The organism is Clostridium beijerinckii HUN142 (assembly GCF_000621745.1).
Classification (GTDB): Bacteria; Bacillota; Clostridia; order Clostridiales; family Clostridiaceae; genus Clostridium; species Clostridium beijerinckii_A.
Map to the genome: position 1 here is coordinate 1 of NZ_JHXK01000030.1, position 25,610 is coordinate 25,610.

General features: G+C 29.1%; 26 protein-coding genes. 20 read left to right on the forward strand and 6 right to left on the reverse strand.

What is annotated here, in order from left to right; genetic code table 11:
* Window positions 1–101: 101 nt before the first annotated feature.
* From T483_RS0113870 to T483_RS0113935, 14 genes are all read left to right on the forward strand, one after another.
* A complete protein-coding gene (locus tag T483_RS0113870) occupies window positions 102–1,331 on the forward strand; it encodes an FAD-dependent oxidoreductase (RefSeq protein WP_051560389.1) in 1,230 nt (409 codons plus the stop codon).
* 237 nt (window positions 1,332–1,568) lie between these two features.
* On the forward strand, window positions 1,569–1,979 hold the full coding sequence (locus T483_RS0113875; RefSeq protein WP_026887405.1) for a YmaF family protein: 411 nt from the start codon (window positions 1,569–1,571) through the stop codon (window positions 1,977–1,979).
* Between the two features lie 285 nt (window positions 1,980–2,264).
* On the forward strand, window positions 2,265–3,761 hold the full coding sequence (yjeM, locus tag T483_RS0113880) for a glutamate/gamma-aminobutyrate family transporter YjeM (protein ID WP_026887406.1): 1,497 nt from the start codon (window positions 2,265–2,267) through the stop codon (window positions 3,759–3,761).
* Window positions 3,762–4,098: 337 nt separating this feature from the next.
* Window positions 4,099–4,629: a hypothetical protein gene (locus T483_RS0113885; RefSeq protein ID WP_026887407.1), complete on the forward strand. Its 531-nt coding sequence runs from the start codon at window positions 4,099–4,101 to the stop codon at window positions 4,627–4,629.
* Window positions 4,622–5,020 (forward strand): GntR family transcriptional regulator, encoded by a 399-nt coding sequence (locus T483_RS0113890; protein WP_026887408.1) that lies wholly within the window; start codon window positions 4,622–4,624, stop codon window positions 5,018–5,020. The genes T483_RS0113885 and T483_RS0113890 overlap by 8 nt, the downstream gene beginning before the upstream one ends.
* A complete protein-coding gene (locus tag T483_RS0113895; RefSeq protein ID WP_026887409.1) occupies window positions 5,004–5,900 on the forward strand; it encodes an ABC transporter ATP-binding protein in 897 nt (298 codons plus the stop codon). Before T483_RS0113890 ends, T483_RS0113895 begins: the two co-directional genes overlap by 17 nt.
* Window positions 5,881–6,948, forward strand: a complete 1,068-nt coding sequence (locus T483_RS0113900) for a hypothetical protein (protein ID WP_026887410.1) — start codon at window positions 5,881–5,883, stop codon at window positions 6,946–6,948. The genes T483_RS0113895 and T483_RS0113900 overlap by 20 nt, the downstream gene beginning before the upstream one ends.
* Before the next feature lie 170 nt (window positions 6,949–7,118).
* Window positions 7,119–7,373 carry a ground-like protein gene (locus T483_RS0113905; RefSeq protein ID WP_080696996.1) on the forward strand — a complete coding sequence of 85 codons (255 nt, stop codon included), beginning with the start codon at window positions 7,119–7,121 and terminating at the stop codon, window positions 7,371–7,373.
* Window positions 7,374–7,751: 378 nt separating this feature from the next.
* Window positions 7,752–8,462 carry a pseudouridine synthase gene (locus tag T483_RS0113910; RefSeq protein ID WP_026887412.1) on the forward strand — a complete coding sequence of 237 codons (711 nt, stop codon included), beginning with the start codon at window positions 7,752–7,754 and terminating at the stop codon, window positions 8,460–8,462.
* Between the two features lie 228 nt (window positions 8,463–8,690).
* Window positions 8,691–9,587 carry a MurR/RpiR family transcriptional regulator gene (locus T483_RS0113915; RefSeq protein WP_026887413.1) on the forward strand — a complete coding sequence of 299 codons (897 nt, stop codon included), beginning with the start codon at window positions 8,691–8,693 and terminating at the stop codon, window positions 9,585–9,587.
* 107 nt (window positions 9,588–9,694) lie between these two features.
* Window positions 9,695–11,020 (forward strand): CCA tRNA nucleotidyltransferase, encoded by a 1,326-nt coding sequence (locus T483_RS0113920; protein ID WP_026887414.1) that lies wholly within the window; start codon window positions 9,695–9,697, stop codon window positions 11,018–11,020.
* 273 nt (window positions 11,021–11,293) lie between these two features.
* Window positions 11,294–12,325: an FIST signal transduction protein gene (locus tag T483_RS0113925; RefSeq protein WP_026887415.1), complete on the forward strand. Its 1,032-nt coding sequence runs from the start codon at window positions 11,294–11,296 to the stop codon at window positions 12,323–12,325.
* Between the two features lie 15 nt (window positions 12,326–12,340).
* Window positions 12,341–13,300 carry a methyl-accepting chemotaxis protein gene (locus T483_RS0113930; RefSeq protein ID WP_026887416.1) on the forward strand — a complete coding sequence of 320 codons (960 nt, stop codon included), beginning with the start codon at window positions 12,341–12,343 and terminating at the stop codon, window positions 13,298–13,300.
* A 233-nt stretch (window positions 13,301–13,533) separates the two neighbouring features.
* Window positions 13,534–13,803, forward strand: a complete 270-nt coding sequence (locus T483_RS0113935; protein WP_026887417.1) for a late competence development ComFB family protein — start codon at window positions 13,534–13,536, stop codon at window positions 13,801–13,803.
* A 98-nt stretch (window positions 13,804–13,901) separates the two neighbouring features.
* Here the strand turns inward: T483_RS0113935 and T483_RS0113940 are convergent, their stop codons facing one another.
* Entirely contained in the window at window positions 13,902–14,696 is a 795-nt protein-coding gene (locus T483_RS0113940; RefSeq protein WP_026887418.1) for a TPM domain-containing protein, read from the reverse strand.
* Window positions 14,693–15,259, reverse strand: coding sequence for a LemA family protein (locus T483_RS0113945; RefSeq protein WP_026887419.1), 567 nt, complete (start codon window positions 15,257–15,259; stop codon window positions 14,693–14,695). The genes T483_RS0113940 and T483_RS0113945 overlap by 4 nt, the downstream gene beginning before the upstream one ends.
* Window positions 15,260–15,536: 277 nt before the next feature.
* On the opposite strand from T483_RS0113945, the gene T483_RS0113950 reads away from it, so the two are divergent.
* Window positions 15,537–16,457 carry a magnesium transporter CorA family protein gene (locus tag T483_RS0113950; RefSeq protein WP_026887420.1) on the forward strand — a complete coding sequence of 307 codons (921 nt, stop codon included), beginning with the start codon at window positions 15,537–15,539 and terminating at the stop codon, window positions 16,455–16,457.
* Window positions 16,458–16,539: 82 nt separating this feature from the next.
* Here T483_RS0113950 and cax read toward each other — a convergent pair whose 3' ends face one another.
* Window positions 16,540–17,586 carry a calcium/proton exchanger gene (gene cax, locus T483_RS0113955; protein WP_026887421.1) on the reverse strand — a complete coding sequence of 349 codons (1,047 nt, stop codon included), beginning with the start codon at window positions 17,584–17,586 and terminating at the stop codon, window positions 16,540–16,542.
* Between the two features lie 347 nt (window positions 17,587–17,933).
* On the opposite strand from cax, the gene gloA reads away from it, so the two are divergent.
* Both gloA and T483_RS0113965 read left to right on the forward strand, forming a co-directional pair.
* A complete protein-coding gene (gene gloA, locus T483_RS0113960; RefSeq protein WP_026887422.1) occupies window positions 17,934–18,311 on the forward strand; it encodes a lactoylglutathione lyase in 378 nt (125 codons plus the stop codon).
* A gap of 165 nt (window positions 18,312–18,476) precedes the next feature.
* The gene (locus T483_RS0113965) at window positions 18,477–20,510 is read left to right on the forward strand and encodes a penicillin-binding transpeptidase domain-containing protein (RefSeq protein WP_026887423.1); all 2,034 of its coding nucleotides are present in this window, start codon (window positions 18,477–18,479) and stop codon (window positions 20,508–20,510) included.
* Window positions 20,511–20,628: 118 nt separating this feature from the next.
* Here the strand turns inward: T483_RS0113965 and T483_RS0113970 are convergent, their stop codons facing one another.
* Window positions 20,629–21,978, reverse strand: coding sequence for a [Fe-Fe] hydrogenase large subunit C-terminal domain-containing protein (locus T483_RS0113970; protein WP_026887424.1), 1,350 nt, complete (start codon window positions 21,976–21,978; stop codon window positions 20,629–20,631).
* A 247-nt stretch (window positions 21,979–22,225) separates the two neighbouring features.
* Here T483_RS0113970 and T483_RS32165 point away from each other — a divergent pair, with 247 nt between their 5' ends.
* On the forward strand, window positions 22,226–22,888 hold the full coding sequence (locus tag T483_RS32165; RefSeq protein ID WP_242841864.1) for a hypothetical protein: 663 nt from the start codon (window positions 22,226–22,228) through the stop codon (window positions 22,886–22,888).
* A 130-nt stretch (window positions 22,889–23,018) separates the two neighbouring features.
* Here T483_RS32165 and fba read toward each other — a convergent pair whose 3' ends face one another.
* On the reverse strand, window positions 23,019–23,885 hold the full coding sequence (fba, locus tag T483_RS0113980) for a class II fructose-1,6-bisphosphate aldolase (protein WP_026887425.1): 867 nt from the start codon (window positions 23,883–23,885) through the stop codon (window positions 23,019–23,021).
* A 494-nt stretch (window positions 23,886–24,379) separates the two neighbouring features.
* Here fba and T483_RS0113985 point away from each other — a divergent pair, with 494 nt between their 5' ends.
* Together T483_RS0113985 and T483_RS0113990 are read left to right on the forward strand one after the other, a co-directional pair.
* Window positions 24,380–24,877, forward strand: a complete 498-nt coding sequence (locus T483_RS0113985; protein ID WP_026887426.1) for a CarD family transcriptional regulator — start codon at window positions 24,380–24,382, stop codon at window positions 24,875–24,877.
* A 144-nt stretch (window positions 24,878–25,021) separates the two neighbouring features.
* Window positions 25,022–25,177: a zinc-ribbon domain-containing protein gene (locus T483_RS0113990; protein WP_026887427.1), complete on the forward strand. Its 156-nt coding sequence runs from the start codon at window positions 25,022–25,024 to the stop codon at window positions 25,175–25,177.
* Between the two features lie 165 nt (window positions 25,178–25,342).
* Here T483_RS0113990 and T483_RS0113995 read toward each other — a convergent pair whose 3' ends face one another.
* The gene (locus T483_RS0113995; protein ID WP_026887428.1) at window positions 25,343–25,552 is read right to left on the reverse strand and encodes a cold-shock protein; all 210 of its coding nucleotides are present in this window, start codon (window positions 25,550–25,552) and stop codon (window positions 25,343–25,345) included.
* Window positions 25,553–25,610: the final 58 nt, after the last annotated feature.

Genomic DNA, 25,610 nt, shown 5'->3' on the forward strand with positions numbered 1-25,610 from the left:
ATAAAATGTTACTGATATATAAAGAATTTTTTAAAGGCTAAGCGAAAGTTTTAGATTTATTTTTTTACTGGTATTTATGATGGTTAGGTTGTGCAGCAGCGATTTCAAGTAAGAAGGCTGGAGCTGATGTTACTATTATCGAAAAGACAGACTTGTTGCTTGGTCTTGGTAACGTAGGTGGAATAATGCGTAATAATGGCAGATATACTGCTGCAGAAGAATTAATAGCTCTTGGTGGAGGGGATCTCGTTAAAATTACAGATGAGATTTCAACTCATAAGAATATAGACTTCCCTGGACATAAACATGCTACACTTTATAATGTTAATTTAATAGAAGGAGAAGTTAGTAAATATTTAAAGTCATTAGAGATAAACTTAATGATGGAGAGTAGAGTTAATGACATTAATTTTGATGGACAAAAAATAAAAGGAGTTTACCTTAGCGATGGAACTTATATAGAAGGTGACGTATTTATAGAAACAACAGGAACAACAGGACCTATGGGAAATTGCTTGCGCTATGGAAATGGCTGTTCAATGTGTGTTTTAAGATGTCCTGCTTTTGGACCTAGGATTAGTATAAGTGAAAGATGCGGAGTTTTAGATATTCAAGGAGAAAGAGGAGATGATATCTTAGGAGCGTTTTCAGGTTCTTGCAAATTGGCTAAAGAAAGCTTGTCAGATGAAATAAGAAATGAGTTGGATTCTAAAGGTGTTGTAATTTTAAAAGTTCCGAAGGAAGATATAAATTATGATAAATTAAGTACAAAAGTATGTCAACAATATGCTTTGAAAGAGTTTGCTGAGAATATTATACTTCTGGATACTGGACATGCAAAACTAATGACGACTTACTATCCATTACACAAATTAAGAAAAATAAAAGGATTAGAAAATGCGAAATATGTTGATCCATACGCGGGAAGTAAAGGAAACTCTATTAGGTATTTGTCAGTTGCACCAAGAACTAATGATTTAAAGGTAATTGGAGTAGATAATTTGTTTTGCGCCGGTGAGAAAAGTGGCTTATTTGTTGGTCATACAGAGGCAATGTGTACTGGCGCTTTAGCTGGACACAATGCGGTAAGATTGGCTATGGGAATGCCACTTTTGATACTTCCGTCATCTATAGCGATCGGAGATATAATAACTTATGCAAATGAAAAGGCTAGTACTAGAGAGGGAAGGAAAGATAGATATACTTTTGCGGGTTCTGTTTACTTTAATAGAATGAAAGAACTAGGGTTATATACAATAGATGTGGATGAAATTTCTAAAAGGATTCAAAAAGTAAATTTAGATAATGTTTTTAGTCAAAGATTATTATAATTAAGAAGAGGTTGCAAAGATTTAAAAGACGTGGTATTTGAGATCATGTCTTTTATTTTTAACAAAGAAATATATATTTTATATTATTATAAATTAGTTAAGAGAATCTTATTTTAGAAGCTGATGTTAATTAAACTTTAGTTAATTAGAAAGATAAATGAAATAAGTCGGCTTTTTAACACCAATCATATGATTGTACATAACATATAGTATATAAAAACTGAGGAGGAATAAGATATGAGCAACAATAATAATTGCGATATTGTTCATGGTCGTCATTATAGAGGAAATCAACTTGGTGATAATTATTATAGGTATAGGGATCATAATCATGAATTTGTATCAAGTACAAATTACGAAGAGGATGAGAATTGCGAAGAGCACAATCATCGTATTGCTGGAACTACTGGCCCAGCAATTAGGGTTGGACTATCTCATGTTCATAGAATTGAAGATGTTACAGACACATTTAACGATCATAATCATAGAGTTTGCGTTACAACTGGCCCTGCAATTTATATTTCACGAAATAAGCATATTCATATAGTTCAGGGGCAAACATCATTTAATGATGGACATGATCACGATTATTTTTTTACTACTCTAATTGATGATCCGTCTAATGTACCAAACACTAATGAAAGATAAATAAAAATCTTTTTCTTTGCAGATATTATTTGCTGAAAAATATGAGTCTTCATAGCTATTAACCACACTCTAATATGAATAGAGTGTGGTTAATTTAAATCTGACTAAAAGTTAAAAACATTAGTTTGAATTATCGAAAGAACGATTGCATTATGCGTTATATGACATAATATATTTATAAATTTAAATATAGCATAAAAATATAGCGAAAATGCAAATAATAAAGAAAAATACTATTCATTTTATTTGAGTATGTTAAGTATTTAAAATTAAGGAGTAATAAAAATGACAAAAAGTAATAAACAAAAGAAATTAAAATTGATTACGCTGATTCTTATGATTTTTACATCAGTTTTTGGATTTGCTAATATGCCAAGATCTTTTTATCTTATGGGTTATGGTGCAATTCCTTGGTTTATATTAGGAGGGGTAACATATTTCATACCTTTTGCATTTATGATGGCGGAATATGGATCTGCATTTAAAGAGGAAAAGGGAGGTATATATTCATGGATGGAAAAGTCTGTAGGTCCTAAATTTGCATTTGTAGGAGTTTTCATGTGGTATTCTTCTTACGTAGTATGGATGATAAATATATGTTCTACTATTTGGATTCCATTATCAAATACAATATTTGGAGTAGATACTACATCAAATTGGGCCATATTTGGATTGAATTCAACTCGAGTTTTAGGTGTGCTTGGCGTTATATGGGTATCTGCAACATACCTTATATCCAAAAGAGGGATAAGTAAAATAACTAAAATTACATCAGTTGGAGGAATAGCGGTAGCACTTCTAAACATAGTTTTGATAATAGGTGCAATTATAATATTTATATTAAATAAAGGACAATTTAGAGAGTCAATTACATCTACAATGTCTTTTGTTAATTCACCAAACCCAGCTTATCAAAATATTAGTTCAGTTTTATCATTTCTGGTTTTTGCTTTATTTGCATATGGCGGTATCGAAGCTGTGAGTGGGCTTGTTGACCAAACTGAAAATCCAGAAAAGACGTTTCCTAAGGGGATTTTAATAGCCGCAGCTATAATTTCTGTTGGTTACTCCCTTGGAATTTTCTTAATTGGAATATTTACAAATTGGTCGGCTACTCTTTCGAGTGAAAACATCAATATGGCAAATGTTGCATATGTTGTTATGAATAATTTAGGGTATACTTTAGGTAGCTCAATGGGGTTAAGTGATTTGGTATCTATACAACTTGGAAATTGGGTGGCTAGATTCGTTGGATTATCAATGTTTTTGGCATTGACAGGGGCATTTTTTACACTATCATATTCTCCGCTTAAGCAGTTGATAGAGGGAACTCCAGCAAAACTTTGGCCAGGAAAGATGGCTGCCATTGATGAAAATGAAATGCCGATAAATGCAATGTTTATCCAAACTATTATAGTAGCAGTTATGGTATTATTTGTTTCTATGGGAGGAAGTAGTGCAAAATTATTTTTTACAATGTTAGTATTAATGACTAATGTTGCAATGACAATACCCTATCTATTTCTATCAAGTGCGTATATATCATTTAGAAAAAAAGATAGTATAGAGAAGCCTTTTATAATATTAAAAAATAAATCATTTGCTATATTTATAGGATTTATAGTTACAGCGGTGGTTGGATTCGCTAATTTCTTTACAATTATTGAGCCAGCAATTCATGGTGATTACAAATCAACATTTGCTATGATTGGTGGACCTGTAGTTTTTGCTGTAGCAGCATTCTTAATTTATACTAATGGAGAGAAGAAAAAAGATATTTAGAAAACTGTTTATACATAATAAAAATAACTAGAGGTTGCAATCTCTAGTTATTTTTTGCTCTTTAGAAATTCATATTGAAGTCAAAGGCAAGAATATAACTCAATGTATATTATAAATGCACGTCTAAGATTCTAGTGAGCTAAATTTCACGTTGGGAATAAAATTCAAAGATCTGACTTTAATATATATCATATAGAATTTTAAATATAAACTTATGTATGTTAAGGAAAAATTAAGAAATATTAAACAATTATTAATTGAAAAAGTAACAAATGAGTTTTATAATTCAAGTGTACTATATGAGCTAATACACTTAATACAATTAGGAGGGAAGTTTATGAAAAAATCAACTATAATTATTATGTTTGGAATTATCATTGTAATTACTGCTTTTCTTGGTATGGATAATAATAAAATGTACCAAAAACAGAAGCATTTCGAAACTATGAATGAGATTCTAGATCAACTAAATGATAAACAGTTAAAAGTAATTGATGACACCGGAAAACTAACTGAAACAAATGAATTTAAGGAATGTTTTTCAGAACGGAAAAGGTTAACTAATTTTGATTTTAATTTTTCGAAGGTAAACATAGAAAAGGTATGTGATCTTAGCGAAAAGGATAAAAATGAGATGCTAAGCGAATATGATGGATTCCGAAATAATTTTTCTAAAAGACGTCCTATAACAAGAGAAGAGCCAGTAAGCTTAATTGTTAATGCGCATAATTATAGATCCATATATGAGGAAAAAGATGATAGACCACAAAAACTAAAAGTCAACTTGGTTCTCGTAGATGAAGGCGAAGGTTTAGTAATTGATTATATTATGTATCATTCTTATGTAGAAGGTAATGACAATGCTTAGAATTGATCCAAGGAGTAGTACTCCTATTTATGAACAAATAGAACTTGGGATAAAGGAACTTATTTTAAAAGGAGCTTTAAAGATGGGAGAGAAATTACCATCAGTTAGAGAGTTGGCATCAATACTTATGATAAACCCCAATACAATAAGCAAAGCATATGGTGAACTTGAAAGAGAAGGTATAATTGAAACTTTAAGGGGAAAGGGAACTTTTATAACATCTAATTATGAAGGTAAGGGGGATCATAAAAAAATGGAGCATATTTCAAATGAATTGAAAAAAATTATACTTGAAGCAAGTTATGGTGGCGTTAGTAAGAAAGAGTTTATGAGATTGGCGCTTCAAATATTCTCTGAGTTAGGGGTGAATGATAATGATAGAAGTAAGTAATTTATCCTTTGAAATTGATGGAAAACCAATTTTAGAAAATATAAATATTAGAATAGATAAAAATAAAATATTTGGTATTATAGGGCCAAATGGTGTTGGGAAAACTACACTTTTAAGATGTTTAACGGGAATTTATAAAGGAACATCAGGAAATGTATTTTATGATGGACAAGAGGTTTATGATAATATAAGTGTTAAAAATAAGATTGGCTATGTAGCAGATGAGAATATCATGCAAACAAATTTTAAAGTTAGCGAAATATTAAAGTATTACAAATATTCATATAAAAATTTTGATGAAAAGAAATTTAATGAATTAAATAAAATTTTTAAAGTTCAAACTAATAAGTATATATTCCAATTATCAAAAGGAATGAAGATGAGACTTTCTATAATGCTTGCTTTTTCTATTCATGCTAAATATTTAATATTAGATGAGCCAACATCAGGATTGGATGCAATATTAAAAAATAAATTACTAAAGATATTTGCAGATGAAGTTTTTGAAAATGATACAACTATAATAATAAGTTCTCATCATTTAAATGAACTTGAAAGAATTTGTGATGATGTAGCTATTTTAGACAAAGGCGTAGTTACATATGAAAATTCCGTGGAAAATATGAAAAATAAGATAAAAAAGATACAAGTGGCTTTTGATGAACCTGTTTATGAAGAAGATTTAAAACTTAAAGGAATATTTAAAATTAGTAGAGTTGGAAGAGTATTTACTATAATAACTGATGAATATGATGGGGAATTTATAAAAAGCTTAGAAAAATTTAAACCTTTGTTTATTGAAGAAATAGATCTAAGCCTAGAAGATATCTTTATCTATAAAGTTGATAAGGAGGATAACGATGAAAAAATATTTAAATAAAGGATTGTTATATGCATGGTTCAATTCTGCTAAAGCTGCTATCGCTATAGGGCTATTAGTATGGGGAGCCGTAGCATATGAAATCATAAAAAGCAATTTAAATGATGTTAAAAATGGACTTGCAAACAATTTTGATAACTACTATTATACGAATGCTTGGCACGAATATTTCATGTTAGCAATTATATTTGTAGCTATATATTTTATAGCAAAGGGAATTAATAAGAGAAATACTGAAATGTTCTTATGTAGTGGACCATATACCCAAAAGCAGATTAGATATAATGAATTCATATGTCTTTTGATTACATTAATGCTTTTTGTAATAACTTATAGTTATATAGCAATAGTATCATATTTCGGTAATGCTGAATTTATATCGGTTGTTGAAGGATATTGGAATATAGTTACTATAGAAACTTCAAAGATAATCTTACTTGGAATTATTGGTATAATGTTTATGTTAATAATAGATTTGATGTTTTCTAATTCAGTAATAGGATTTATTAGCATGATTTCGATAATACCTGTATCTATTTCTATAATAATAGCTAAGGTTATTTCTATATTTGAATATTTTGGAGTTAATAGGGATTATAGTTTGTTGGATAAAATAAGAGGGGGAGATTATAAAAATAAATTAGGAAGAGGTTTTTTTGAGGTTGTATTTGATAGAATTAGCGTTAAAGATATAACAATTAGAAATTTATGGAGTGAGACGGTAATTATCTTATTTATTATTATAATCATGATTATTGTTTACAACATAGTTCAAAATAAGTATAAACTAGAAAACGCTAATAAGCTATTTTCATCCAAAAATAACGAAAGGATTTTAATAATACTAATATCAATAGCAATTGGATCATTTGCATCGTTATTTTTAACTGAAGGTTTTATTCATAGTTTGCAACGAAAGAATGGAAATTCTATGGTGTTAATAGGATCAGACTTAATCAAGGGGCTTGGCTTAGACGTAATATGCATACTTTTAATCGGATTTATAGCCTATAAAGTAATAAAAAAATTATTGAAAAATATAGTTTAGGTAAATAAAAGAAATTTTTGTTAAAGAAAATATTAATAGTTTTTAATTTGTGAGAGCCATAGACAGTAAGAATACTTGTAAATGGTTCTCATATTTTATTTAAATCATAAAGAACAAAAAATATATGTATCGAATAGAATATATTAACAAAAGAATAGGAGATGATCAACATGTCTAAACATTCTAATGATTGTTGCTGCTGTAAATGTAATTCTTGTTGCTCTTGCAAACCTAGTTGTTGCAATACTTGCGGATGCGGCGGCGGCTGCGGAGGATACGGTGGTTACGGCGGCTTTGGCGGCGGACTTGGAGGCTTTGGTGGCGGATGTGGCTTTGGCGGCGGCGGATGCGGCGGAAGCTGGCTTTGGATCTTACTAATTTTATTCCTTGGTGGCGGAGCAGGTTGCGGAGGATTTCTCTGGTAATTTGATTAATCATAAGGAGTACAATTTAAAAGTAGCCTTATAATTAGATAATAGAAACGCTGGTAACAGCGTTTCTATTATTTTATTCTTTAGGAATTTATATTCCAATAAAATATGCTGATAACTTAAAAAAGGTTGATTAACAAATTTTTGTATTTTTAAAAGAATAAAAAAGAAATCTTATTCGCCTGCCAAATTTTTCTCACATGCGTTCGAAAAGGCAGATGCGTGAAAAAATCTCCGGCTCCACAATTGCCTGCGATTTTGTTCTTATTCGAATAAAAGTAATTAGAAAGTTGTATTATATAAGTGAAACAGATATAATCTAAAATGTAAAAGGATAAATGTATTTATATGCTAAACGGAGTGATTTGAATTATGGAAGAAAGATTGCAGAAATATCTCGCAAATTGTGGAGTAGCTTCAAGAAGAAAATGTGAGGAATTAATAATTTCAGGTAAAGTTAAAGTAAATGGAGTTATAGTTAATGAAGTTGGAATAAAAATAGATCAATTAAAAGATGTAATAGAATATAATGGAAAGGAAATAAAAAAGAAAGAAGATAAAGTTTATATAATGCTCAATAAGCCTGAAGGGTATATTAGTTCGGTCAAAGACGAAAAAGGCAGAGCTACTATTTTGGATATAGTTAAGGTTAACGAGAGAATATATCCAATTGGAAGATTAGACTATGATAGCTCGGGATTATTGTTATTAACTAATGACGGAGAAATTTATAATAAAATAATTCACCCAAGGGTAGAAATAATAAAAAGATATGTAGCGGTAGTTAAGGGTGAAGTAACTGATAAAGATAAAATTAAATTTGAAATAGGCATAGATATTGGAGGTTATATTACTGCTCCAGCTGAGCTTAGAATTATTAGTTATGATAAAGGTATTTCTACTATTGAGATTGGTATTCATGAAGGAAAGAACAGGCAAATAAGAAAAATGTGTGCTGCAATACATCATGATGTATTATCTTTGAAAAGAATATCTATAGGAGAGCTGAAACTAGGGTATTTAAAAAGAGGAGAATATAGAAAGTTAAATAAAGAAGAATTAGATTATATTAATGGTTTATAGAAAATCACTAAATCATAAAGAGTAGATTAGAGGATTTTACTGTATAGCATTAGTAAATGGGAATAAAAAATATTTATTTTAAAAATATGATACGTAATGAAAGTAGCTTAATAAAATATTGCAGAATTTTAATATGTTCCGTGAAAAACAAGTTATTTGTTGAATATTTAGAAATAAGATGATAGAATTAAGATAATATTATTCAATGTTGTAACAGGAAGGCAAAAGATGGATGAAGTAAATAACGAAAATAGTAGAGATTTAATGAGATTAATTCAAGGAAAATTTATAAGGCTAAGTAAAGGCCAGAAATTAATAGCTGAGTACATATTAAAAAATTATGATAAAGCAGCATTTATGACAGCGGCTAAATTAGGCATATCTGTGGGAGTCTCTGAATCAACAGTTGTAAGATTTGCGATTGAGCTTGGATTTTCAGGGTATCCTAAATTACAAAAAGCATTACAAGAACTTATAAAAAATAAATTAACAACTGTACAGAGATTAGAACTTAGAAATGATTATTTTTCTGATGGAGATGCTTTAAAAGGCGTGTTAAAAGCTGATATGGAAAATATACGTGCCACTCTTGAAAAAATTAATCAAAATACGTTTGAAGACGTAGTAAAGGGGATTTTTGAGGCAAATAGAATATACATAATTGGTCTTAGAAGTTCTACTGCTCTTGCTGAGTTTTTAGGGTTTTATCTAAATATAATACTGCAAAATGTTAAAATTGTAAGCTATGGAATTTCAGATGTCTTTGAACAAATGATAAACGTGGGAGATGGAGATTTAGTTATAGGAATTGGTTTCCCTCGATATGCTGCTAAAACTATTGATGCATTAGAATTTTCACAAGATAGAGGAGCCAAAGTGGTTGCGCTCACGGATAGTTTACTATCACCTCTTGCGTCTAAAGCTGATCACACATTAATTGCACAAAGTAATATGGCATCATTTGTAGATTCTTTAGTTGCACCTATGTCGGTAATAAATGCACTAATTATCGCAGTTGGAATGAGAGAAAAGGAAAATATATCTGATATTTTTGGTAATTTGGAGCAAATATGGCAGACATATAATGTTTATTCTTATAATAATAGAAATGTTGCAGATGATTAAAATTCTAGTAAATAGAGCTGTTCTCAGAGTTATAATGAGGGCAGCTTGTTTTATTAAATAAAGAAACATTTATTTTAATAGGAATGATAATGTTAGGGGTGAAAATATTGAATATTAGAATAAATATACCTAAAAATGTTAGGCTAATTATTGATATAATGCTAAAGAATGGTTATGAAGCTTATTTGGTTGGAGGATGTGTTAGAGATTGTATTCTAGGAAAAGAACCTAAAGATTGGGATATAACAACTAATGCTAAGCCACTAGAAATAGTGGCGTTATTTGATAAAGTTATATTAACTGGATTAAAGCATGGAACAGTTACAATAATATTGGATAAAGAGAGTTATGAGATAACAACTTATAGATCTGACGGTGAATATGAAGACAATAGACATCCTAAAGAGGTTAAGTTTGTGAGTTCTTTAAAGGAAGATTTAGCAAGAAGAGATTTTACAATTAATTCAATGGCATATAATGAGATAAATGGATTAGTGGATTATTTTAATGGAGTAGAGGATTTATGCAGGAAAGTAATAAAAACTGTAGGAGATCCTAAAAAAAGATTTAATGAAGATGCGTTAAGAATGCTTAGAGCAATTAGGTTTTCTGCTCAACTAGATTTTGATATTGACAGGTTAACACTAAATTCAATAAAGGAACTTAAGGATAATATAAAAAACATATCAAAAGAGAGAATCCGAGAAGAATTTAACAAGATATTGCTTAATAATCCAAGAAAAATAGAAACACTGAGGGAATGTGGGATTTTAGAATACATAGTACCAGGAATAAGCAAAATCTATAATTTTAATCAAAATAGTTCTTATCATTTACAGGATTTATATAATCATACTATTATAGCAACTGAGATGGTAGAGCCAAAAATATATTTGAAATTGAGCATGCTATTTCATGAATTTGGAAGGACTTGTATAAGAAAAACTGATGAAAATGGTATTTCACATTACTGTTCTTATTCAAAAGAATCTTCAAGAATGGCTAGTGAAATATTGAAATATTTAAAATATGATAATGATATACTTAATAAAGTTATAATTCTTGTACAGTACCATGATTATATAATGGAAAACAAAGTATCTATAAAAAAACTACTAAGTAAAATAGGTATAGATCTTTTTAAAGATTTAATTAAAATTCAGCGAGCAGATATACTTGCTCAGGATTCTAAATACTCTAGAAAACATTTAATAAATTTAGCTGAGGCTGAAAGTATTCTTAATGAAATAATTGATAACGATGAGTGTTTTACTTTAAAGAATTTAAAAATTAATGGTGGAGATTTATTATCTCTAGGATTTAATAAAGGAAAAGAGATTGGAGAAGTCCTGAATTATTTGCTGGATATTGTAATTGAAAATCCTAAATGGAATGAGAAACAGGAACTAATTAAATTAGCTATGAAAAGATGAAGCTGGAATTTATTAATATAGCGTATGTTAATAATCATAAGGTACATATTTAAAATAAGTAACTCTTATTTTAAATATGTACCTTTTATTTTGATTTTCTTAACTTATATTTGTAAATACTTAATTTCTTGTTTACTTTAATTTATTATACAGAGTCTCTTAAATAGGGAAAATAATCATAAGATTGTATTTTGTAGAATAATTGGATATAATTATATTAAAATTCAAGGAAAATTTGACATTTAAGAAAAAATTAAGAGTGGAGATAGGATTATGATAGATTTAATATTTTCGAATGTGCAAGAAGCGTCAAATTTCACGAATAGTAATACTAGTATGGGATTTGTATTATTTTCAAATGTAGAAAATGTTATAGAATTATCCCAATTAGTATCTACAAACGTGATACTTTGTTCTACGTCTGGCGAGTATGGAAAATATGGTTATGAAAATGGAATTATTTCAGGATTTCAGTATGAACTTTGTGATGGGGAAGTAATAGAAATACTTCATCCACCAATAAAAAGTATAAATAATTTAAAAGAGGCTTATAAAAAAATAAAAAACAATAAGAATGCTTTTGCACTTTTGTTATGCGATGGTTTAACTGGAATGGAAGAAAGCACTATAGGTACGCTATATTTTGTAGATGATAATTTTAAAGTCATAGGTGGAAGTGCTGGGGATAATCTTAAGTTTAAAGAAACATTCATATTTATAGGCGGAAGACGTGTTTGTAGTGCAGTGATCTTCTTTAATATAAAAAGAAGAACTACTATAATTAAGGAGAATATATACATACCAATGGGACAAAGGCTATTAGTCACAGAAGCTGATCCTATAAGTAGGACAATAAAGGCATTTAATAAAGTTCCGGCCAGTACTGAATATGCAAGAGTTTTAAACATAAAAGAAAGTGAACTTCCTAATTATTTTATGAATAATCCTTTAGGTAAAATATATGAAGATGAAATTTTTATATCTTCGCCTATGAAAGTAAATCCTGATAAATCAATTACATTTTATAGCCAAGTTATGTCAAGTACTTTCGTAGAGGTTCTAAAGCCTGTAGATCCAGCAAGTCAAATAAGAGATACAGTTAGAAAAATTGGATTTAAACCTAGCTTTATGTTATCAATTCATTGCATATTAAGAAGTTTGAAATTTCAACAAGATAATATTTGGAAAGAAATAGATAAAGAAATCCTTTCGTTTTGCCCTAATACTACCGGATTTATAAGCTATGGAGAGCAATTTTATAAAAAACATGTAAATCAAACTATGGTAATATTAGCAGTCGAATAAAGGGAGGATATTAATATGTTTAAATTTAAAAGCAAAGAAATAAGAACTATACAAAATCAAAATGAGGTTAACATTAACGAAAAAGAAGAACACTTTCTATATATAGATGAAGTTATGGAGTTAACGACTATAATCGAAAACAATATAAGAACAATTATTAATGAAGAAGAAAATGTGACGTATGGGGTAGATAGGCTTCTTAAAGGAGCTGAATATACTACTAACCAAACAGAAAATGTTAATGAGTATTTACAAGTTTTATCTAATAACAGCGATAAGACAGGAAATCTCGTAAAGGATGTGTTTTTCAGTCTTGATAATTCTCAAAAAGAAATAGATAATGCAAGAAATGATTTTAATGAATTAATTAATCAAGTCGGTATAGTTTCTAGGGTTTTTGATGAATTTATCAATTTGATTTCAGAGATACAAAATCAATATAACAGCATTCAAGGGTTCGCTAATATTATAAATGGAATTGCTCAACAAACAAATTTATTGTCATTAAATGCAGCTATTGAAGCAGCTAGAGTTGGTGAAGCAGGAAAAGGGTTTACTGTTGTAGCTAATGAAATAAAAAAACTTTCTGTTGATACTCAGAAAAATGCTAAAGATATTATGAATTCTTTAGAGCATTTAACAAAATCAATGGAGCAATTATCTAGTAAATCAAATGAAGGAACTGAGGTTATAAATAAAACTACAAGTATTATTGAAGGATCTTCATCTATATTAGATAAAATAGTAGATGCAGAGTCAGAAGTATATAAACATGTACAAGGAGTTCAAGAGTCTCAAAAGAATAATTTATATGGAATAAAGGAAATATCAACAAATTTAACTAATTTAGTTGAGAAATCAAGAACCGAAAATCAACAATTACAAAATATAGTATATAGCATACAGAAAAAAGGTGATTGTTATCTAAATATACTTAATTATATAAATCAAGTTAAGATTCTTAAAAAGGAATAATACTATACAAAAAAATTAGAATAGTGAGCACACCAATAAATATAAAGTAATAAAAGATGATCCTAGTAAAACTCATCTTCTATTATTTTAAATACATATAATTAAGTTTATAAGGGTTAAAATGTTTAAAGATTAGTGATATAATTGTTCTGTTAGCAAATTGTGGTACAATTTCATTATCGGTGGTAACAACTAGATAATGCTTAAGATTTTAATATTAAGGAGAAAACATAATGGAGAATGTTATTAATTATATGGAAATATGGGTTAAGGAGTATATGGAAATTTTGTTAGCAAAAACAGATGGATGTAAATGCGATAAATGTAAAAGAGACATCTTCACACTTTCTCTTAACAATTTAAAACCGTATTATGTAGCGACACCTTTGGGAAAGATAATGGCTAAAATAGAAAGTACTAAACAACAAGTTGAAACTGATATAATAGTACAAGTTACAACAGCGATAAAAAAGGTTAGTGATAACCCTAATCATGATAGATAAATATTTCAGAAAAATATTACTAATCATACTCAGAATCTCAAAAAACTATAAAATTTTCTTTTAAAAGAGCGGCTTTATTTTATGGCTTTGGTGGTGTTTTACCAGTTTCCGCTAGAACCACCACCACCAGAGGAACCACCACCGAAGCCGCCAAAACCACCACCAGATGACCCGCCTCTGGGACCATTACCTCTAAAGATATTGCTCCAGAAAATAATCTGAAGTAACGAAAAAGAAATTCTACCTCTATTAAATATAATATCTAGAAATAGTAGGCCTAATACGATACTTCCGAATATCTTAGTTCCGGTATTAGACTTGACAACATTCGTATTTTTTTCTGAGATATTTAATGATTTATCTAGAGTAACATTATATTCTTTTGCGATATGATCGCAGAAAGTACTATAAGAATTAAGTAACCCTTCACTGTATTTTCCTTCTATAAAGCTAGGTTTAGCAATTGATTCCATGATTCTATTGCTTAAAACATCTGGAATAGCACCTTCAAGTCCGCGGCCAACTTCAACTCTCCATGCCCTATCATTTAACGCTAAAAGAATTAACAAACCATTATCTTTACCTTTTTCTCCGATTCCCCATGATCTAAAAAGAGTATTAGCATAGTCCTCAATAGGAACATTACTAGTTGAATTTATGATAACTACAACAGCTTGTGCCCCAGTTTTATTTTCTAATTCCTTTCCGATAGAAATTAAACTATTTAATTCAGTTTCATTGAATATATTAACATAATCATTTAAATATTTGTAAGAAGTCGGAGAAGGAACCTTACTTTCAGCGTTTGCTGGAAGGAGGAAAAGGGAAAAGGCAACTAAAAGAAGAGAAAATAATAATGATTTTAAAGATTTATGTATTAATTTTATTATCATTTTGCAAAATCTACTGAAGGAACTTCTTTTGAACCTTCGCTAGCTTTATAAAGTGGTTTTTCTTGAAAACCGAATAATGAAGATACTATATTGCTTGGAAAACTTCTTCTTTTAGTATTATAATTTGTTGCGGCAGTATTATAATCTTGCCTTGCTATTGCAATTCTATTTTCTGTTCCTTCCAACTGAACTGATAAATCTCTGAAATTTTGATTAGATTTTAGATCAGGATAATTTTCTACTATAGCCAATAATCTTGAAAGAGAACCAGAAAGCTGATTATCAGCATTAGCCTGTTCCTGTATATTCGTTGCACCAGATAACCTGCTTCTTGCATTAGCGATATCAGTAAATATAGATTTCTCTTGAGTAGCATAGCCTTTAACTGTATTAACTAAATTAGGAATTAGATCTGATCTTCTTTGTAATTGAGTATCAATATTTGAAGATGCAGAATTAGTAGTCTGTTCTAGAGAAACCAACTGATTATAGCCACTTATAGGAATACCTACTATTATCAAAATTATTACTACAATTATTGCTATTTTTGTACCTTTTCGCATTAAAAAGCCTCCTTTCTAAGTTAATTATATTATGTGCAGAAATATAAATTTTATATAGTAAATTAACTATATAACAAAATATCAAAAGAGCGCCTAAAACTATCAAATACGAAATTTGAGACTAAATACGGAGAATTTTGTGGAATTATAATTTAGATATAATAAAAATAAGTATGAATTTATTTTTATTAGTGAATTATTATAAATTTTAAGGATATGCTGAAATAATTATGCTAATATGTTAAAATATAATAAATTTACAATTAGGAGATTAAAAATGGTCTATATTTTAGAGAATGATATATTAAAAAGTGATGCATTGGAAAATATTGTTATAAATAATAATAAATCATTTGTTGTTTCTATTAGATTTGATGAGCTTAAATCGGTTTCCGATATCCTAAATATAAACGAAAAATTATTATATGAGTGCATAAATGGAAGAACATCTAAATTTGAAAGTTATGAAGGATTAGATTACATATCTTTAAAGATTCCGCAAGTTAACAATGTGTTGAAAACATCAAAAAAAGTAAGTATGTTTCTTCAGAAAAACGTACTTGTATTTGTAAGTGATGAAAATGATATTTTAGAAGAGGTTATTTGTAAGTGTAGGTCAGGTGAGATTAAAGGCTTAAATCTTAGCAAACTCTTATATGCATTTTTTGATAAACTTACATTTGAGGATACCTATCATATCGAAGAACTTGAATATGAAATTGCAGCACTTGAAGAAGGGTTAATAACTTCAAAGAGTGATAATTATTTGAAGAAGATTGTTATGTTAAGAAAAAAATTATTAAAATTAAAGCGTTATTATGAAAGGTTTTTAAATATTGCAGAATCTATAGAAGAAAATGATAATGGACTGATTGATAAAAAAATAATAAGATACTTTAGAATGTTCACTAATCGTATTAATAGATTGTATCAGAATGTGAATAATCTTAGGGATTATGTTACACAAGTTAGAGAGGCATATCAAGCGCAAGTTGATATAAATCAAAATCAATTAATGAGGTTATTCACAGTGGTTACCACTATATTTTTGCCACTTACTCTTATAGTAGGGTGGTATGGGATGAATTTTAATATGCCAGAATATAGTTGGAGCTATGGATATCCCTTTGTAATTTCAATAAGTGTTAGTGTAGTTGTATTATGCGGAGTGTGGTTTAAGAAGAATAAGTGGTTATAAATGAAATGATGCCTCATAATTTCCTAAATAAGAAAATTATGAGGCATTAACATTAAAATGAAATTAGATTATTTTTTAAACCTTATAAAATAAAGAATGACGCTGCAACTATTAAATAGACAGCAAGGAGTTGAACCCCCTCCAACCAATTTGATTCTCCATCGTTAGAAACTCTATTAGCTATTAATACGGCAACTATAAGGCCAATCAGCTCAAATTCATTAAAAACAATACTCATAGGAGTAAATAACAAACTTAAAAATATTAATACTGGTGCTACAAATAATATAATTTGCAAGCTTGAGCCAATAGCTATTTCCAAAGCAACATCCATTTTATTTTTCATTGCCATAACAATAGAAGTACTATGTTCGGCTGCATTTCCTATAATAGGGATTAAAATAATACCAACGAAAAATTCACTAAGACCTAAACTTGAAGTTATAGATTCTATTCCGCTTACTAAGAATTCACTTTCAATAGCTATTAATACTGTAGCAGTAACTAATATAGCTATCGCTTTTTTTAATGTCCATTTAGCACTACCTTCTTCTTCGTGAGAAACTGTATAAATATCTTTGTGAGTAAAGAATGAAAAAATAAGACTTAAAATGTAAATAGAAAGCATTACTATTGCAACTATTATACTTAATCCTTCATATCTAGTATTCAAAAGAGTAGGGTCTACAGTATGGGTAAATAAAGCAGGTACACACAAGCCAACAACAGCAAATAGTAACATACTTGAAGAAACTTCAACAACTCTTTTGTTAAAAGTCTGAGTTTTATGTTTTAATCCTCCAGCAAGCATACTGGCACCAAGCACTAATAATATATTGCCTATTACAGACCCAGCGATAGAAGATTTGACAACATCAAAAAGACCTTCTTTAAGAGCAAAAAATGATATTATTAGTTCTGTTGCATTTCCGAAGGTGCCATTTAAAAAGCCGCCAATTTTGGGGCCTGAGTAGAATGAAATTTCTTCAGTTGCTTCACCCATAAGTCCAGCCAGTGGTACTATAGATAATGCTGCAAGTATAAACATTATTGATGGAGATACATGCATAACAAATTCTGCTATAAAGCTTATTGGAATAAAAATAAGCATGTATTTTAGTAATTTCATAAAATATTGCCTCCTTGAATAATTATTATAAATCTAGTAACTTTAACTAATTTTAATTATAAACCTAAATATGATTTGAATAATATTTAGTGTTTAATAAATATATCATAATATTATAAACTATAATTTGACATTATGCTATATTTTTCTAATTAGCAAAATAGCTAAAGTTATTTGTATTTTATTTTAGAAATAGGAAACTATTTTATTATTTACATTTTATATGGTATATTAATATAAGAAATTAGTGTATATAAATGCAAAGTAATGTTGTATAGGGAAATATATGCTATTATTGTAAGTGAATTATATAATTATAAAATTATTTAAATCAAGGAGGGACTGAAATGTCAGTAAAAATGTTGCATACATGTATTAGAGTTAAAAATTTAGAGGAATCTTTAAAGTTTTATAGAGATGCATTAGGTCTTATAGAAACTAGAAGAAAGGAATTCCCAGAACATAAATTCACTCTTGTTTATCTATCAAATGAGATGGGTGGGTATGAAATCGAACTTACCTACAATTATGGTGTTGAAAAATATGATTTAGGAAATGGATTTAGCCATACTGCAATAGGTGTTGAAAATTTAGAAGAAATGAGAGAAAAACATATAGAGCTAGGATACGAAGTTACACCTTTGAAAGGATTACCGGGTGAAAAACCAGGATATTATTTTGTAACTGATCCAGATGGATATAAAGTAGAAGTTATACGAAGATAGTATTTTGATATCTGAAAACAATAAATTATGTTAGATAAAGAGAGATTGCGGGAATATAAAAGTAATCTCTTTTTATATTTAAGTAATGTAGAATTGGATATGTAAAGATATACACTTATATGGTATAATTTAGTAATATATTTAGAATAGAGAAGGTTGGATTTTATGGGTAAAAAGAAAAATATTTATATATTAATTGGAGCAGCAATAGTAGTAGTTCCATTTATTATTAGTTTAACTGCTTTCTTTTTTTACAATAGGACACATAAGCCAGAAAATAAATTAATTGAGTATTTTAATTTATTAAATTCAAAAGAATATGAAAAAATGTATGATTTGACTGATGGTGAAATCATACAAAAGATGTCCAAAGATGATTTTGTTGCAAGAAATAAAAATATTTATGAAGGTATTGATGCTGATAATATTGAAATCAACGTCAAAAATGTAAGAAAAGATGGTGACGAGGCTACTGTAGATTATGAAACTAGCATGGATACTATATGTGGAAAATTAGAATTTTCAAATAGTGTAACTATGAGTAGGAGGATTGGCAAGGATTATGCTTTAAAGTGGAATTCTCAAGTAATATTTCCTGACTTAGCTGATAGTGACAAAATAAGAGTTAAAATAATGAAATCTAAAAGAGGAGATATATTAGATAGAAATGGGGTTAAGCTAGCAACAGATTCTTTTTCATCTAGTGTTGGGATTATTCCGGGAAATTTAGGTGAAAACAAGGATAAATCAATTGATCAAATTGCAAAGCTATTAGGGATAACTGTTGATTATATAAATAGTCAACTAAATGCATCATATGTTAAACCAGATATGTTCATTCCAGTGAAGACAATACCATATGGTGATGAAAGAATTCCAAGTCTTCTTAAAATTTCAGGAGTTAAAATTAATGACAAAGATGCAAGAGTTTATCCTCTAGGAGAGCAGATAGCGCATCTAACAGGATATGTGCAAGCTATAAATGCTGATGAATTGGACAAACATAAAGATGCGGAGTATACTGAAAATTCTATAATTGGTAAATCAGGGCTTGAAAAAATATACGAAGATACATTGAGGGGAATTGATGGAGTTGAAATATATATTCAAAATATTCAGGGAGAAAAGAAAAAATCAATTATAACAAAAGATGTTAAAAACGGTACGGATTTAAAATTAACAATTGATAGCAATCTGCAAAGTTTATTATATAGTCAGCTTGGTAGTGATAAAGGAACTTCAGTTGCTATGAATCCTAATACAGGAGAGGTTATGGCGTTGGTTAGCACACCTGCATTTAATCCCAACGATTTCGTTTTAGGTATGTCAGGTGACAAATGGAATAGCTTGAATAATGATCCTAAGAAGCCTATGTATAATAGATTTCAAGCAACATTAGTCCCTGGTTCTTCCTTTAAGCCGATTACTGCAGTCATTGGTTTAGATACAAAAAAGATAGATCCTAATGCAAATAAAAATATAACTGGCCTTAGTTGGAAGAAGGATAGCAGCTGGGGAAATTACTCAGTTACAAGAGTCAGCGATTATAAAGGGCCGTCGAATCTGTTGAATGCACTTGTTTATTCTGATAATATCTACTTTGCTCAGGCTGCATTAGATATTGGAAAGGATATACTTAAAGATAAGTTAAATAGTTTTGGATTTGTTGATAAAATTCCATTTGAGTATCCATTGTATAATTCACAATATTCAAGTGATAAGGATTTTAAATCTGAGGTACAACTAGCAGACAGCGGTTATGGGCAAGGTGAAGTTTTAGTAAATCCAGTGCATCTAGCGACGCTTTACACTATGTTTCAAAATGAAGGAAATATATTAACACCTTATCTTGTGACAAAGGATGATTCAGATAATAAAGTATGGAAAGCTAATGTTGTGTCAAAAGACTCAGCTAATACGGTACTTCAAGATTTAATACAAGTAGTAGAAAATTCAGGCGGTACAGGTCATGGAGCTTATACTAGTGGGTTAACTATAGCAGGGAAGACAGGAACAGCTGAAATAAAAGCATCTCAAGATGATAACAATGGTACAGAATTAGGATGGTTTGTTGGAATGACTACTAATAAATCCCCCAACAATCTATTGGTAGTGATGATGATTGAAGATGTTAAAGATAGAGGCAGTAGCCATTATGTAGTTCCTAAGGTAAAAAAGGCTCTAGAAAGTGTAAAATAAGTTTGATAATCATAATTTATATATAAAATGGCTGTAGATTTATACAGCCATTTTTAGTTAAACATGCTAGCGTATAGCTAAAATTACAGATGAATTAAGAATCCAAAATAAAGATATGTTAAAATTCACGTTCAAAAATGCTCACTTTTTCATGATCGTGAAAGTCTTCTATTGAGTTTATACCAAGTTTATCCAACACTTCATCAAGTACTTTGCTATGAACTGGAACCTTTATAGGTGAATCATAAGCAAATTTATCGGCTGATTCTTTACCTTGTTCTGTAGGAATTATTGCCTTTGGGCCACCAACACATCCGCCAACACATCCCATTCCTTCTAAGAAGTTTGCATCAACATTTCTATTTAGAGCGTTTTCAAGAAGTTCTTTACAATCTTTCACACCAGAAGCTTTTGCGGCTTTAAAATATTTATGCTTTTCAGGAAAAAGTTCTTCTACTGTTTCTGAAACAGCAATTGAAACACCACCACTACGAGCGTACAATCTTCCACCTCTAGATGCATATTCAACAGATGGTACACCATTTAAATCACCAGGACTTATGTCTAAAGATCTGAATACTTCTTCAAGTTCCTGAAATGTTAATACAAAATCTACTGCATCATTTAAATCCTTATCCTTAGCTTCAGCCTTTTTTGCAATACATGGACCTATAAAAACTACTTTTGCATCTGAATTAAGACTTTTAATCATTCTGGCAGCGGCAACCATAGGTGAAACAGATGGGGATAAATCAGGAACAAGTTCCTTGTAAACTTTTCTTAGCATTCCTATCCAAATAGGGCAGCAGCATGAAGTAATCATCAGGTCTTTAGGACCATTTACGTGTTTATCAAACTCAACGGCTTCTTTTATTGTTAATACATCTGCAGCAAAGGCAACTTCAATCATATCAGTAAAACCTATTTTTATAAGGGCAGCTCTGATTTGATCCATAGTAACCTCGTCACCAAATTGACCGCTAATAGCAGGAGCAACTGCGGCAAAGACGTGTTCATTGTTCTGTATTAAATCTAAAACAGGAAGAAAATAAACTTTATCTAATATTAATCCATGCTTACATGAATCTACACATACCCCGCAATTTAGGCATTTATCATTGTCTATGTAGGTTGACCTTTCATTTTTATCATAAAGAATGGCATCAAAAGGACAAGCGACTTGACAGCTAAATTTACCATCTTCATTTCTAGGGCATGATTTATCACAACCTTTAAGTTTTTCAATCAATCTTGTATTAACTGTATATTCTGTAATTGCTTTTTTTAAATTATATACATAATTATTATCGAATTCCATATCAACGCCACACAACGATCTAATAATTTCAAAAGTTTCTTGTGGAGACTTTTTATGACATACCATAATACGTTTAAGAGTTTCATCAAAATTACCATTGTAATATGATTTAACTAACTCATCGAATAAATCATTATATTTATTATTCATTAAGACACCTCCAAATTGCAAAAATATCGATTATATATTATTATATATTTATTTGCATATATTAATACTAAAATTCAGCATAAGTTAAATTAAAATAGAAAAAAATAAGAAAATAGAAGGAAAAACAAATGTAGATGTAGAACTAATATTTAAATTACAGTTAATAAATTTTATATTAATCTTGAATTTTATAAATTGTAAACGTATAATTAGATTTGAATTTTATTCTTATTGGGGAGATGTAAAAATGTTTATTTATATATTAAATATTTTAAATGATGGGGCAAGGAAAAATAAAATTGATGGGTTATCAAACATTGAAATTATTAATGATACAGATTGCATTTCAAGATTAGCAAATATCAAAAGAGATTCTGATCTTAAAAGTTTTAATAGTAAAATAGGAGATGTTATAGCAATTTTGGATAAATATAAATTGAATAGAAATGACAGAATTGAGCTTTTAAGTAAGTTTGTAGCTGATAATGACTATAATTGGATACTTGAAGGTATACATGATAATTTTTATATTAAAAAAAGAGAAAAAGTAGTTATGGATTCAATATCAATACTAGAAAACATGTTAATGAAAGCTAAAGTAAATGAATGCACAATAGTAGATAACAAAGATTTGTGGACAAATAATATAGAAGAAACAAGAGAGTATAGTGTAAAATATTTTAAAGATATATTGGGAGAGAAATATATTAATGAGAATAAGGAAATTTATTCTTATTTTATAAATTCTGAGTCTGAGGATGCATTGGGAATGGCTAGAAATATAGGCATTAAGAGTAAAACAGGAAAAAATTATAAAAAGGAATGTAATCAATTGGCAATACCAGCTGGAGGCAAGGAAAGGGTAAACTTGTTAATGAAGGAGATTCGAAATGCAGTGGATGGTATCTGAGATCGATTGCAAGAATTGGCAGGAGAGTATTATGAAAGCACTGTTTTAGATGTAGAGGGGAATTTGATTGAAGTATTAATTTAAAATAAAAAGGAGCACTAAATAGTAGCGCTCCTTATATTCAATGAAATTAAGCTCTGTTTACTGAACCGAATAATTCCATTTTTTCTTTAACTGTAGCTTTGATAGCTTCGAATCCAGGATTTAATAACTTTCTTGGGTCAAATCCTTTTCCTTCTAAATCTTTTCCAGCTTCAATATATTTTCTAGTAGCTTCTTGGAATGATAATTGGCATTCAGTATTAACATTGATCTTAGCAACTCCAAGAGATATAGCTTTCTTTATCATATCTTCAGGAATTCCAGTACCACCATGTAATACTAATGGCATAGAAGTTCCAACAGCTTCTTCAATTTTAGCTAATGCTTCAAAATCTAATCCAGTCCAGTTTGCAGGATATTTTCCGTGAATATTTCCGATACCAGCAGCTAACATAGTAACTCCTAATTCAGCTATTTGCTTACATTCATTTGCATCAGCAACTTCACCTTTACCTACAACTCCGTCTTCTTCTCCACCAATTGAACCAACTTCTGCTTCTAAAGAAAGTCCTTTTTCATTAGTTATAGCAACTAATTCTTTAGTCTTTTCTATATTTTCAGCTATTGGATAATGAGATCCATCAAACATGATTGATGAAAATCCAGCTTCGATACATTTTTTTGCACCTTCATAGCTACCGTGATCTAAGTGTAAAGCAACTGGTACAGTAATGTTTAATTCTTCGATCATTGCTTTAACCATTGCAGATACAGTCTTATACCCTGTCATATATTTTCCAGCACCTTCAGATACACCTAAGATAACTGGTGAATTATTTTCTTGTGCAGTTAATAATACAGCCTTAGTCCATTCTAAGTTGTTGATGTTGAATTGACCAACTGCATATTTTCCTTCTCTAGCTTTGTTTAACATTTCTTTAGCTGATGTTAACATTTTACGACCTCCGTATACTTGTATATTTATTATAATAACTATAATATCTGTAAGAAAACTGATTTATGTACTTTACATATCAGTTTTTCCTTTTTCAAACTTATTATACTCTAAAATTAACTATATGAAAACAATAAATTGAAAAATCTGCTTCTTTTAATAAATCATATGTATTTTTATACGAAATTTACATAAAATATATTTTGGATAATAAAGATCTTGTTTTATGAAAGAGTGGTAACATGTAGAATTCAATTAAAAAAAGGACTTATATGGAGAAATTGACGACATAGATAAACAATTAAAAATTGGATTTCTACCTTTCAATAAATACCATACTAGAAAGTGAAAACTTTTCTATATAAGATGAGTAGGCATTTGAAAATGAGCTATTTAGAGTGCTTAATTGTATCTATATTCAAAAAATAATTACAATATTAAAATTTTATATAATTTAGTTTTATTAATTTTATTACATGTGAGGAGGTCATTTTTTGTTTAACATAGGAGATAAGGTTGTATACCCAAGTCAAGGAATAGGAACAATTGATGTTATAGAAGAAAAGGAACTCAAAGGTGAGAAAATAAAATGTTATATAATACACTTAATTAATAATACCATGAAATTAACTTTACCTATTAGTGCAGCAAATACATCTAATATGAGGTTAGTAAGCGATATTAAAACATTAGAGAATAGTTTAAAACATGTAGATAGATTCATGGCAGAAGCAGAAAAATTTTCTAAAGTTAATTATAAAGAAAGAAGGAGTATAAGTAAAATAAAAATGAAGTCAGGTACATTTGATGAATTTATTGAAGTTATTTTTGATTTAACACAATTGAAAAGATGGCATAGTTTAAATTCAAGTGAAAAACAAATGTTAAATTATATAAAGAAAATTGTAGTGGAAGAGATTGCTCAAGCAAAATGCTTAACAAGTGATGAGGCCTCTGAGTTATTAGATCTTTCAATGAATCTAAAAAGTTAAGTCGAAAAAGGTTGCTATTTTACTGAAGTATGTTATAATAAATATTGTAAATGAAATAAAAGGTTTTTTATAGATATGTAAATTTCTCCTTTAGAGAATTATATGAATCAATATATTAATCTTTAGTTAAAGGAGGAACTTTATATGACAGATAAAACTTTAGTATGCAGAGATTGTGGAGAAGAATTTGTTTTCACTATAGGAGAACAAGAATTCTACCAAGAAAAAGGATTCACTAATGAACCTACAAGATGTATATCTTGTAGAAGAATTAAGAAGGAACAAAATAATAGAAGATAATATTATTTTATTAGGAGTTGTAAGATTTTCTTACAACTCTTTTTTTATGTCTATGAAATTATAAAAGATTTAATACTGAAACCTAATTGTGTCAATTAGGTCAGTAGTATCAGGTAGGAAAATATATTACCACGAAGTGCGCATGCCAAGTCACATTTATTCTAATCATAACTTTTGGACATTTGTAGCCATGAGCCCTTTTGGTCCATTCTCAATATCAAATGTTACACTTTCACCTTCACTTAAATCTTTGGAAGGACCTTGTTCTTTAATTTGGGAGTGGTGTACGAAAACATCATCACCATTATCAGAAGATAAAAAACCATAGCCTTTCTCAGAATTAAACCATTTAACTATACCAGTTGTTTTTGACATAAAAATCTCTCCTTAATGTATTCATTTCTCACTTTTAGTATTTGTTTAAAGCAGAATA